9 protein-coding genes are annotated in these 12,325 nt (G+C 67.0%); 7 read left to right on the top strand and 2 right to left on the bottom strand.

Features of this window, described 5'->3' with window-relative positions:
* Position 1: 1 nt before the first annotated feature.
* Positions 2-2,086, bottom strand: coding sequence for an ATP-dependent DNA helicase RecG (gene recG / locus ACO06P_RS00640; protein WP_420348083.1), 2,085 nt, complete (start codon positions 2,084-2,086; stop codon positions 2-4).
* Between the two features lie 134 nt (positions 2,087-2,220).
* Here recG and ACO06P_RS00645 point away from each other — a divergent pair, with 134 nt between their 5' ends.
* From ACO06P_RS00645 to ACO06P_RS00675, 7 genes are all read left to right on the top strand, one after another.
* Positions 2,221-2,493: a succinate dehydrogenase assembly factor 2 gene (locus ACO06P_RS00645; RefSeq protein ID WP_420348084.1), complete on the top strand. Its 273-nt coding sequence runs from the start codon at positions 2,221-2,223 to the stop codon at positions 2,491-2,493.
* A gap of 53 nt (positions 2,494-2,546) precedes the next feature.
* Entirely contained in the window at positions 2,547-6,035 is a 3,489-nt protein-coding gene (mfd, locus tag ACO06P_RS00650; RefSeq protein WP_420348085.1) for a transcription-repair coupling factor, read from the top strand.
* 174 nt (positions 6,036-6,209) lie between these two features.
* Positions 6,210-7,796 (top strand): ABC transporter substrate-binding protein, encoded by a 1,587-nt coding sequence (locus ACO06P_RS00655; protein WP_420348086.1) that lies wholly within the window; start codon positions 6,210-6,212, stop codon positions 7,794-7,796.
* 78 nt (positions 7,797-7,874) lie between these two features.
* Positions 7,875-8,894 (top strand): ABC transporter permease, encoded by a 1,020-nt coding sequence (locus ACO06P_RS00660; protein WP_420349682.1) that lies wholly within the window; start codon positions 7,875-7,877, stop codon positions 8,892-8,894.
* Positions 8,891-9,823 (top strand): nickel transporter permease, encoded by a 933-nt coding sequence (gene nikC, locus ACO06P_RS00665; protein ID WP_420348087.1) that lies wholly within the window; start codon positions 8,891-8,893, stop codon positions 9,821-9,823. The genes ACO06P_RS00660 and nikC overlap by 4 nt, the downstream gene beginning before the upstream one ends.
* Positions 9,823-10,668 carry an ABC transporter ATP-binding protein gene (locus ACO06P_RS00670; RefSeq protein ID WP_420348088.1) on the top strand — a complete coding sequence of 282 codons (846 nt, stop codon included), beginning with the start codon at positions 9,823-9,825 and terminating at the stop codon, positions 10,666-10,668. The genes nikC and ACO06P_RS00670 overlap by 1 nt, the downstream gene beginning before the upstream one ends.
* Before the next feature lie 20 nt (positions 10,669-10,688).
* Positions 10,689-11,474: an ABC transporter ATP-binding protein gene (locus ACO06P_RS00675; RefSeq protein ID WP_420349683.1), complete on the top strand. Its 786-nt coding sequence runs from the start codon at positions 10,689-10,691 to the stop codon at positions 11,472-11,474.
* A 36-nt stretch (positions 11,475-11,510) separates the two neighbouring features.
* Here the strand turns inward: ACO06P_RS00675 and ACO06P_RS00680 are convergent, their stop codons facing one another.
* Positions 11,511-12,161 carry a DsbA family oxidoreductase gene (locus ACO06P_RS00680; protein WP_420348089.1) on the bottom strand — a complete coding sequence of 217 codons (651 nt, stop codon included), beginning with the start codon at positions 12,159-12,161 and terminating at the stop codon, positions 11,511-11,513.
* Positions 12,162-12,325 lie beyond the last annotated feature (164 nt).

The following is a 12,325-nucleotide window of genomic DNA, read 5'->3' on the forward strand; positions in this document are numbered from 1 at the left end:
GTCAGCCAGACCGCAGGAAACGCACAGCGGCGTCCCGCTCGAAGAGATAGAGCAGGGTCCGCAGCGCCTGCCCGCGCTCGCCCGAGAGTTCCGGATCCTTGTCCAGGATCAGACGGGCATCGTCGCGGGCCGTCGCCAGGAGATCGCCATGCAGCGCCAGGTCGGCGAGGCGGAACGCGGGCAGGCCGCTCTGGCGCGTGCCCAGCAGTTCGCCGGCGCCGCGCAGCCGCAGGTCTTCTTCGGCAATGCGAAAGCCGTCGTCGGTTTCCCGCAGGATCGTCAGGCGTGCCCGGGCCGTTTCCCCCAGCGGGCCCTGCCACAGCAGAAGGCAGGTCGACTTGCCCGTGCCGCGCCCGACCCGCCCGCGTAGCTGGTGCAGTTGGGCGAGCCCGAAGCGCTCGGCATGTTCGATAACCATGACGGTGGCGTTGGGCACGTCGACACCGACTTCGACCACGGTGGTTGCGACGAGGATGCCCAGCGCACCCTCCGCGAAGCGTTCCATGACGGCATCTTTCTCCGCCGCCTTCATGCGGCCGTGCACCAGCCCCACCTGCGCGCCGAAACGCTCTGTGAGTGCGCCGTAGCGCGCCTCCGCCGCCGCCAGATCGCTGTGGTCGGAGTCCTCCACCAGCGGGCAGATCCAATAGACCTGCGCGTTCTTGGCAAGCGCCCGTTCCACGGCGGCGATGACCTGCGGCAGGCGGTCGAGGGAAAGGGCCACGGTCTCGATGGGCTGGCGGCCCGGCGGCCGCTCCGTCAGGCGGGAGGAGTCCATGTCGCCATAGGCGGTCAGCATCAGCGTGCGCGGAATCGGGGTCGCCGTCATCACCAGCACGTCGACGGCCCGCCCCTTGCCGGTCAGGGTCAGCCGCTGGTGGACGCCGAAGCGATGCTGCTCGTCGATCACCGCCATGCCGAGATCGCGGAAGGCCACGTCCTCCTGAAAGAGGGCGTGGGTGCCGACCACGATGTCGACCGTGCCGTCGGCGAGATCGTCCAGCAGGGTCTGGCGGGCCTTGCCCTTGTCCCGGCCGGTGAGGATTTCCAGCCGCACCCCGGCGGCCTCGGCCAGCGGTGCGATGGTCTGGTGGTGCTGCCGGGCGAGGATCTCCGTCGGTGCCATGAGCGCCGCCTGACAGCCGCTTTCCACCGCCGCCAGCATGGCCAGCAGGGCGACCACCGTTTTGCCGCTGCCGACGTCGCCCTGCAGCAGACGCAGCATCCGGTGCGGCGCGGCCATGTCCGCCGTGATCTCGGCGACGGCCTGGCGCTGAGAACCGGTGAGGGCGAAGGACAGGCTCTCCAGAACGCGCTGCTGCAGATGGCCGCTGCCCTTTAGCGACCGGCCCTTCTGCCGCAGCTGGCGGTCGCGAACCAGCGCGATGGCCAGCTGATTGGCCAGCAGTTCGTCGTAGGCCAGGCGCCGCCGCGGGAGACTGAGGGGGGAGAGGTCGGCCTCGTCCCGGGGGCTATGCACCTGATTCAGGGCGCTGTCCCAGGCCGGCCAACCCTCGCGCTGGCGCTGTGCCGGATCGAGCCAGTCCGGCAGCGTCGGCAGGCGCTCCAGCGCCGCGTGGACGGCCTTGCTGACCACCTTGAGACTGAGGCCGGCGGTCAGAGGATAGACCGGCTCCACGGCCTTTACGCGTTCGGCCTCGGCCGGTTCGGCGATGTGGTCGGGATGGGTCATCTGCAGGCGGTCGTTGAAGATCTCCACCTTGCCGCTGACCACGCGGGTCTGTCCGGACGGCAGGACCTTCGCCAGGTAATCGCGGTGTGCGTGAAAGAACACCAGCTCCAGCTCGCCGGTGTCGTCGTGGCAGAACACCCTGTAGGGCTGCCGCCGATTGGGCGGTGCGCGGTGCTCGCCGACCTCAACCGTCAGGGTGGCGATACGCCCCGGCTGAACCTGTGCAAGGGGCGGGCCGTAGCGCCGGTCGATGAGGCCGCTGGGCAGGTGCCAGCAGAGATCAATCACCGCCGGGCCGCCCACCAGGCCCTCGAAGAGTGCGGCAAAACGGGGCCCGACGCCCGTGAGGCTGGTGGCGGGGGCGAAAAGGGGAAAGAGAATCTCGGGGCGCACGGGTGGACGGGGCGAAATGAGTGACGGGCGGTATGAAGGACGGGATCGGTCGGAACAGCGGGGAGCCTGACAAAACGGCAGGATCGCTCTATATCCTATGCCAATTCCCGGGCTACGCCATGACAGAAAGCACTATGACCGAATCTCTCGAGAACCGCCGCAAGCGGCTGCGTTTCCGCAGCTGGCACCGCGGCACGCAGGAAATGGACCTGCTGATCGGCAGCTTCGCCGATGCCCATCTCAACGGCTTCGATGCCGCTCAACTGGGGCGTTTCGAGGCCCTGCTGGACGTGCCCGAGCCGGTCGTCTATGACTGGATCCTCGGCCGCAGCCAGCCGCCCGCTGAATTCGATCATGATGTCTTGCGGCTGCTCCTGGACTTCGAGTACAAGCCCCGCACGCGCTAGCCCGGTGCCGCGCGGCAGATGACAGCGCAGAAAACCGAAACGACAGACCCCCGATGAGCGATACTGCTTCCGCCCTGGCGACGCACGACGCGGCAGCGTCGGCGCGAGCGACCATCGCTTCCGCACCCCCGGGGGCAGATGCGCTCTATCTGGCCGGCCTCCTGCCGGACAGCGCGGGGCGCTGGCTGCACGTTGCGCTGGACGACGCCCAGGCGGCGCGGATGGCCGATGCGCTCCGCTTCTTCGCGCCCGACATCGAGACCATGGTCTTCCCGGCCTGGGACTGTCTGCCCTATGACCGGGTGAGCCCGCACCGTGACATCATTGCCCGGCGCCTGGATGTCCTGACGCGGCTGCTGCAGCCGGCCGAAGGCGCGCGGCAGGTCGTGATCACCACCGTGAACGCGCTCTTGCAGCGGGTGCCGCCGCCCGAGGCCTTCGAGGGACGCGTCATGACCCTGACGGCCGGGACGAGCATTCCGGCGGAAAGGTTGAACGCCTTCTTCGCTGAGAACGGCTACTACCGGGTCGAGACCGTCGGCGAGCCCGGCGAATTTGCCGTGCGCGGCGGCATCATCGATGTCTTCGCGCCCGGACAGGCGCAGCCGCTGCGCCTGGACTTCTTCGGCGACGAACTGGAGACCCTGCGACTCTTCGATCCGCTGACGCAGCGTACGACCGAGCAGGTTGACAGCGTCACGCTGAAACCGGTGAGCGAGGTCATCCTCGAACCGTCCGCCATCGAGCGTTTTCGAACCGCTTACCGCTCCACTTTCGGGGCCGTCCGCGACGATCCGCTTTATGAAGCGGTGAGCGCGGCCCGCGCCCATCCGGGCATGGAGCACTGGCTTCCGCTGTTCCACGAGCGTCTGGTGACCCTGCTCGACTACCTGCCGGGGGCGGGGGTCACCCTGGATCACCAGGCGAACGAAGCCCGGGCCGTGCGGCGGGAAACCATCCTGGACTTTTACAATGCCCGCAAGAGCCTGGAGGGCGGGGGCGAGACCGGCGGCTGGGTCTATAAGCCCGTCGAGCCGGCCGCGCTGTTCCTCGAGGACAGCGAGTGGGACGCAGCGCTGGCGTCACGGTCCGGCGGGCAGTTCACGCCTTTCGCTGCGCCGGAGGGCGAGACCGTGCGCGACGCCGGCGCCGGGCCCGGCGTCGATTTCGCCGAGGAACGGGCGGCCGGCCAGGGCAACCTCTACGACGCGGTCGGCCAGCAGATCCGGCGCCAGCAGGCGGCGGGACGCAAAGTCGTCCTGACCGCCTTCACGGCCGGCGCCCTCGACAGGCTGGCGGCCCTGGTCAGGGAGCATGCGGAACTCGTGACCGAGGCCGTGGAGGGCTGGTCCGCGATCGGCGGGCTTTCGGGAGCTGCCGTCGGTCTCGCCGTTCTGGGGATCGAGCGGGGCTTCCGCCTCGGCGACGTTCTCTTCCTCACCGAACAGGATATTCTGGGCGAGCGCATCGCCCGTGCGGCCGGGCGCAAGCGGCGGGCGGAGAACTTCCTCACCGAGATCTCCGATCTCTACGAGAAGGATCTCGTGGTCCACGTCGACCACGGCATCGGGCGCTACGAGGGGCTGGAGACCCTGGACGTGGGCGGGGCGCCGCACGACTGCCTGAAGGTGATCTACCACGGCGGCGACAAGCTCTTCGTGCCGGTGGAGAACATCGAGGTGCTGTCGCGCTTCGGTTCCGAGAACGACGCCGTGGAGCTGGACAAGCTGGGCGGCGTGAACTGGCAGGCGCGTAAGGCGCGGGTGAAGGAGCGCATCGCTGCCATGGCCGATGCGCTGATCAAGCTGGCCGCCGCCCGCTCCCTCAAGGGGGCCGAGGCCATGGAGAGGCCCGAGGGTCTCTACGACGAGTTCTGCGCGCGCTTTCCCTTTCCGGAGACCGAGGACCAGTTGCGCGCCATCGAGGAGACCCTGGCCGACATGGCGGCGGGCCGCCCCATGGACCGGCTGGTCTGCGGCGACGTCGGCTTCGGCAAGACCGAGGTGGCGCTGCGCGCCGCCTTCCTCGCCGTCATGGCCGGCAAGCAGGTGGCCGTGGTGGTGCCGACCACCCTGCTGTGCCGCCAGCACTACCGGACCTTCAAGGAGCGCTTCGCCGGCCTGCCGGTGCAGATCCGCCAGCTCTCCCGCCTCGTCGGCACCAAGGAAGCCAACGAGACCAAGGCGGACCTGGCCAAGGGGCGCGTGGAGATCGTGGTCGGGACCCACGCCGTTCTGGCCAAGTCCATCGCCTTCAAGGATCTGGGCCTGCTGATCGTCGACGAGGAGCAGCACTTCGGCGTCAAGCAGAAGGAGCGGCTGAAATCTCTGCGCGAAGACGTCCACGTTCTGACGCTGACGGCGACGCCGATCCCCAGAACCATGCAGATGGCCATGTCGGGCGTGAAGGAGATGAGCCTGATCGCCACGCCGCCGGTGGACCGCCTGGCGGTGCGCACCTTCGTGCTGCCGTACGACCCGGTCATCATCCGCGAGGCGATTCTGCGCGAGCACTACCGCGGCGGCCAGAGCTTCTTTGTCTGCCCGCGGGTCAAGGACCTGACAGAGCTCTACGAGCGGCTGGAGAAGCTGGTTCCGGAGGTGAAGGTGGCCGTCGCGCACGGCCAGATGCCGCCGACCCAGCTGGAAGCGGTGATGACCGACTTCTACGACCGCAAGTTCGACATTCTGTTGTCTACGAACATCGTCGAATCAGGCCTCGACATCCCCACCGCCAACACCATGGTCATCCACCGCGCCGATATGTTCGGTCTCGCCCAGCTCTATCAGCTGCGCGGGCGGATCGGCCGCTCCAAGGTGCGCGCCTATGCCTACCTGACACTACCGCCGGGGCGCATTCTCAGTGCCGCGGCGGAAAAGCGGCTGAATGTCATGCAGACCCTGGACAGCCTGGGCGCCGGGTTCCAGTTGGCCAGCCACGACCTGGACATCCGCGGCGCCGGCAACCTGCTGGGCGAGGAACAGTCCGGCCATATCCGCGAGGTCGGGGTCGAGCTTTACCAGCAGATGCTGGAGGAGGCGGTGGCCACTGCAAGAGCCGGCGGCAAGGCGGCGGAGGCCGAAGCCGCCGAGAGCTTTACCCCGCAGATCAACATCGGCATGCCGGTGCTGATCCCGGAAAGCTATGTCACCGACCTGAACCTCAGGCTGGGGCTCTACCGGCGGCTGTCGACCCTCGTCGACCGCGCCGAGGTGGACGCCTTCGCCGCCGAACTGGTGGACCGCTTCGGCCCGCTGCCGGCGGAGGTTGAGAACCTGCTGCAGATCATGACCATCAAGCGGCTGTGCCGGGAAGCCGGGGTGGCGCGTCTGGATGCCGGTCCCAAGGGCGCGACGGTGGCCTTTCACAACGACAGCTTCGGCAACCCGGCCGGCCTCATCGCTTTCATCCAGAAGCAGGCCGGTGAGGTGAAGCTCCGTCCGGACCACACTCTGGTCTACCGCCGGGCCTGGGACAGCGAAGCGGCGCGGGTCAAGGGTGTCCGCCTGATGCTCGACGAGCTGGCCAAGCTTGCAGCTTAGGATTGAGGCCGCCCGCCGGGCGCATCGTCTTGAGATCGCGAACTTTTTCCTTTTCCAGATGAGCGCTGGACCACAGTAAATCAGTGGTTAATATTGTCGGGCGCCGCTGGAGAGAGCCCAAGGGCCCCCAAGCAGCACCGTTGCCCGCGCGGGCATCATCTAGGGAGACGTATCGTGAGGAAGCTATTCGCCTGTGTCGTGGCGGCCACGATGGCCGTGACGGCGGCACCGACCGTTGCGGAGACGCCCCGTGACACCCTTGTCATGGCGTTCCAGATTGACGACATCATCACGCTGGATCCGGCCGAGATCTTCGAGTTCTCCGGCGCCGAATATGCCGGCAACACCTATGACCGGCTCATCGGCTACGACCCCAAGGACGTGTCGAACCTTTTCGGCGTGGCCGCCGAGTCCTGGACGATTTCGGACGACGGAAAAACCTATACCTTCAAGATGCGTGAGGGTGTGACGTTCGCTTCGGGTAACCCGATGACCGCCGAAGACGCGGCCTTCTCGCTGCAGCGGGCCATCATCCTCGACAAGTCGCCGGCCTTCATTCTCACACAGTTCGGCTTCACGCCGGATAATGTGGCGGACAAGATCCGCGCGACCGACGAGATGACCCTGGTCATCGAGACCGACCAGGCCTATGCGCCGACCTTCCTGCTTTACTGCCTGACCGCCACCATCAGCTCCATTGTCGACAAGGAGACGGTGATGGCGAACGAGAAGGACGGCGATCTCGGCCACGAGTGGCTGCGCACCAACTATGCGGGCGTCGGGCCCTTCAAGCTGCGCCAGTGGAAGCCGAACGAGTCCCTGCTGCTCGACCGCAACGACGATTACTGGGGCGGCGCTCCGGCCATGAAGCGGGTGATCATCCGTCATATCGTCGAGCCTTCGGCCCAGCAGTTGCTGCTGGAGAAGGGCGACATCGACATCGCCCGCAACCTGGGGCCGGATCAGCTCGAGAGCGTGCGCAACAACAGCGATCTCAGTGTGCAGGTGGGCGTCAAGGGCGCCATCTACTATCTGGGCCTCAGCCAGAAGCACGAGGCGCTCTCCAACCCCAAGGTGCGCCAGGCCCTGAAGTATCTGGTCGACTACAAGGGCATGGAGGGCACCATCGTCCGCGACCTGATGTCCGTGCATCAGGCCTTTCTGCCCCGCGGCTTCCTGGGTGCGCTCGAAGACACGCCCTTCACGCTGGACGTGTCCAAGGCCAAGCAGCTGCTGGCCGAGGCCGGCTTTCCGGACGGCTTCAAGGTGACCATGGACACGCGGAACACCTCGCCGATCATGGATATGGCCCAGTCCATCCAGGCAACCTTTGCCCAGGGCGGGGTCGATCTGGAGATCATTCCGGGCGACGGCAAGCAGACCCTGACCAAGTACCGGGCGCGCAACCACGACATCTACATCGGCCGTTGGGGACCGGACTATCAGGATCCGCACACCAACGCCGACACCTTCGCGCGCAACCCGGATAACTCCGACGACGCCAAGTCCAAGCCTCTGGCGTGGCGGAATTCCTGGGATATCCCAGATATGACCCAGATGGCCAATGCGGCGATCCTGGAGCGGGACCCGGCGAAGCGGGCCGAGATGTACCTGGATATCCAGAAGGCGCACCAGGCGACCTCGCCCTTCGTCATCATGTTCCAGCAGGCCGAGGTGGCGGGCGTGCGTGCCGACACCAAGGGCTTCATCATCGGCCCGGCCTTTGACGACAACAGGTACCACGACGTCACCAAGGACTAGGCCGGGGCCGGTTTGGGTACGGTATAGGTGACCATAAAAGTCGATCGGGAAAGCGGGGCAGGGGCAGGTCTGAGCGGCCTGTCCCTGCCGCGTCCTTTACGGGTCGCCCTCAGTGTTGTCGTTACGGTAGGGCTGACATTCCTGGGGTTGCTCTTCGTAACCTTCATCATCGGACGGGTGGTGCCCATCGACCCGGTGCTGGCCATCGTCGGCGACCGGGCGCCGGAACACGTCGTCGAGCGGGTGCGCCAGGAGCTCGGCCTCGACCTGCCGCTCTACGAGCAGTTTGCCATCTACGTCTGGAATGTCGTCCAGGGCGATCTGGGCAACTCGGTTCTGACCGCCAATCCGGTGCTGGAGGATATCAAGCGGGTTTTTCCGGCGACCCTGGAACTGGCCACCGTGGCAACGCTGCTGGGCGTCCTTCTCGGCGTGCCCATGGGCGTGCTGGCCGCCGTCTATCAGGGGCGCTGGCCCGACCAGGTGATCCGCGTCGTCGGCCTGCTCGGCTATTCGATCCCGGTCTTCTGGCTGGGCCTGATGGGCCTGCTGCTTTTCTATGCCACGCTGGACTGGGTGCCCGGGCCGGGGCGTCTCAACTTCGTCTATGACGGGCTCATCGATCCGGTCACCGGGGTCATGCTGATCGATGCGGCCATGGCCGGGGAATGGGACATCTTCTGGAACGCCGCCAGTCACCTGATCCTGCCGGCCTCTATTCTCGGTTACTTCAGCCTCGCCTACATCAGCCGCATGACCCGCTCCTTCATGCTGGAGCAGCTCAGCCAGGAGTACATCACCACGGCGCGGGTGAAGGGCGTGAAGGAATGGCGGGTGATCTGGGTGCATGCCCTGGGCAATGTGCGGGTGCCGCTGGTCACGGTGATCGCCCTCAGTTACGCCAACCTGCTGGAGGGCTCGGTGCTGACCGAGATCGTTTTCGCCTGGCCGGGGCTCGGCTTCTATCTGACCCAGTCGCTGCTCAATGCCGACATGAACGCCGTCTTGGGCGCCACCATGGTGGTGGGCGCCGTCTTCATCGGCATCAATCTGCTGTCTGACGTGCTCTACAGGGTCCTGGACCCGCGCGCACGATGACCAGTCAGGCCCAACAGGTGGAAAGCGAGGGGTTGCGGTCCTGGCTGCTCAGCAGCTCGCCGCAGTCCCGCGGTCAGGCGCGGCTCGGGCGGGCCTACATCGGCTGGCTCGCCTTCCGTTCCAACGCCCTGGCCATGATCGGCCTGGGCATCGTGGTCACGCTGATCGTCGTCGCCGTCTTTGCGCCGCTGATTGCGCCCTATGACCCTAACGCCCAGATCCTGGCCGACCGCCTGCAGTTCTTTTCCGCCCAGCACTGGTTCGGAACCGACGAACTGGGCCGCGATATTCTCTCGCGCATCATCCACGGCGCGCGGCTGACGCTCTACATCGTCGTTCTGGTGGCGGTGATCGCCGCGCCCATCGGACTGCTGGTCGGAACGACGGCGGGCTATCTCGGCGGCTGGGTCGACGCCGTGCTCATGCGCATCACCGACATCTTCCTGGCTTTCCCCAAGCTGGTGCTGGCCCTGGCCCTGGTGTCCGCCCTGGGGCCGGGCATCGAGAACGCCATCATCGCCATCGCCATCACCTCCTGGCCGCCCTATGCGCGCATCGCCCGGGCGGAGACCATCACCATCCGCAACTCGGACTTCATCTCCGCCGTGCGTCTGCAGGGGGCCGGCCGCCTGCGCATCATCTGGTCCCACATCGTGCCGCTCTGCACCTCCTCGCTGATCGTCCGGGTGACCCTCGACATGGCCGGGATCATCCTGATCGCTGCCGGGCTCGGCTTTCTCGGCCTCGGCGCCCAGCCGCCCCTGCCGGAATGGGGCGCCATGATCTCCAGCGGCCGCAAGGTGCTGCTCGATCAGTGGTGGGTGGCCACGGTGCCCGGCATCGCCATCTTTATCGTCAGCCTGGGCTTCAACCTGCTGGGCGACGGCCTGCGTGACGTGCTGGACCCGAAGTCTGGAGGGCAGGGCTGATGGCCGGCCCGCTGCTGACGGTGGAGGACCTGCACGTCGACTTTCCGACCCGCAAGGGCGTGGTGCAGGCTGTGCGCGGCATCAGCTTCTCCCTCGGCCGTGAGAAACTGGGGATCGTCGGCGAGTCCGGTTCCGGCAAGTCGATGACCGGCCGCTCCATCCTGCGCCTGGTCTCCGCGCCCGGAGAGGTGACGGCCCGGCGTCTGGAGTTTGACGGCATCGACCTGCAGCGGGCCAGCGAAGCCCAGATGCGTGACATTCGCGGCCAGCGCATCTCCATGGTCATGCAGGACCCCAAGTTCTCGCTGAACCCGGTGATGCGCGTCGGCGAGCAGATCGCCGAGGCCTACCGCACCCACCAGAAGGTACCCCGCGACGAAGCCCGCCGCCGCGCGCTCGACATGCTGGCCGCCGTGCGCATCCGCGATCCGGAACGGGTTTATCGCGCCTATCCGCACGAAGTCTCCGGCGGTATGGGCCAGCGCATCATGATCGCGATGATGCTGATCCCCGATCCCGACCTGTTGATCGCCGACGAGCCGACCTCGGCTTTGGACGTCACAGTCCAGCTCCAGGTGCTGGCGATTCTCGACGACCTGGTGACCCAGCGCGGCATGGGGCTGATCTTCATCAGCCACGATCTCAGCCTCGTCGCCTCTTTCTGCGACCGGGTCGTCATCATGTATGCCGGGCGCATCATGGAGATCTGCAACGCGAAGAATCTGGCCGCGGCCCAGCACCCCTATACCCGCGGACTGCTGAACTGCCTGCCGAAGATCGAAGGCGACGGCAGCGACCTGCCGGTGCTGCGCCGCGACCCCGAGTGGCTGGAGCACGGTCTGTGAGTGCGGCTGCTCCCGGGGCCATGATCGATATCCGCGACTTGAACGTGATTTTCGGCAGGGGGGCCGACCGGGTGCATGCGGTCCGCGATGTCTCCTTCGCTGTGGCCGAGGGGGCGACTTACGGTTTGGTCGGGGAGTCGGGCTCCGGCAAGTCCACGGTGTTGCGGGCGCTCAGCGGCCTCAACCCCGATTGGAGCGGCACCGTCACCATCGCCGGCCAAGCCCAGACGCCGCGCCGCGACAAGGCCTTTTACAAGCTGGTGCAGATGGTCTTTCAGGACCCCTACGGCTCCCTGCATCCGCGCCACACCGTCGACCGCATCCTCATGGAGCCCCTGGCGATCCACGGCCTGAGCGACCCGGAGCGCCGGATCGAGCAGGTATTGGAAGAGGTCGGGCTGGGGCCGCAGTTCCGCTTCCGCTATCCGCACCAGCTTTCCGGCGGCCAGCGCCAGCGCGTCGCCATCGGCCGCGCCCTGATCCTGGAGCCGCGCATCCTGTTGCTGGACGAGCCGACCTCGGCGCTCGACGTCTCGGTCCAGGCGGAGGTCCTGAACCTGCTGCAGCGCCTGAAGCAGGAGCGGGGCCTGACCTACGTTCTCGTCAGTCACAATCTCTCGGTGGTCGCCCATATGTGCGACGAACTGGCGGTGATGAATCACGGCGCGGTGGTCGAACGCCTGGACGTCGAACGCCTGAAGCGCCACGAGCCCCAGCACCCCTATACGCGCCAGCTCGTGACCGCGAGCCTCGGTTACGACCGTGCCGCCATCGACCGCTTCGAGGATTTCGGCAGCGGCAGTTGAGGGTCGGGCCCGCGGTCTGCGGGAGCGTGCGGGGTCTTACTCCGCCGGCGCGGCGGAGACTTCCTGGTGGGCGAGGTCGAGCATTTCGGCCAGGGCCTTTGGCGGCTGGGCGCCGGCCAGGGCGTGGCGGCCGTTGAAGATGAAGCAGGGCACCCCGTCGATTCCCAGCGCGCGGGCCTGACGGTCCTCTTCGCTGACCTCGGCACGATAGAGATCCCCGGAGAGGAACTGCTCGCTGTCCGCCCGGTCCAGGCCGGCGGCCACGGCGGCCTCCACCAGAACGCCCTTTGCGCCGATGTCCTCGCCGCGGAAGAAATAGGCCTCGAACAGGGCCTCCACGACCTCGGTCTGGCGGCCTGTGTCCGTCGCCCAGCGGATCAGGCGGTGCGACTCCAGGGTGTTGGGCGTGCGCGCGATGGCTTCGAAGGCGAAGTCGATGCCGTCGCCCGCCCCGGCGGCGCGGATACGGTCGTAGATCATGGTGGCGTTGTCGGCGCCGCCGAACTTGAGATTGAGGTAAGCCTGCCGCTCCATGCCTTCGGCAGGCATGTTGGGGTTGAGCTGAAAGGCGCGCCAGCGGATCCGCAGCGGCAGCTCCGGGCGCAGCCGCAGCGCTGCTTCGAGCCGGCGCTTGCCGATCAGGCACCAGGGACAGATGGTGTCGGAGAAGATGTCGATCTGGATCATGGCCTGCCTTCCGGACTCCGCTGCGCACTCCTTCGCCGCCGGGCGGTCAGGGCCAGAAGGTCCGAGACACCAGTTCTGGGCTTGACCGCAGGGCCGCGGAGCTTCCACCATACCGCAAGACAGCCCCACAGCCAAAAGCGGGGCAGGGTACGTGGGGGTAGGGA

It is taken from the genome of Pelagibius sp. (genome assembly GCF_965227505.1).
Classification (GTDB): domain Bacteria; phylum Pseudomonadota; class Alphaproteobacteria; order Kiloniellales; family Kiloniellaceae; genus Pelagibius.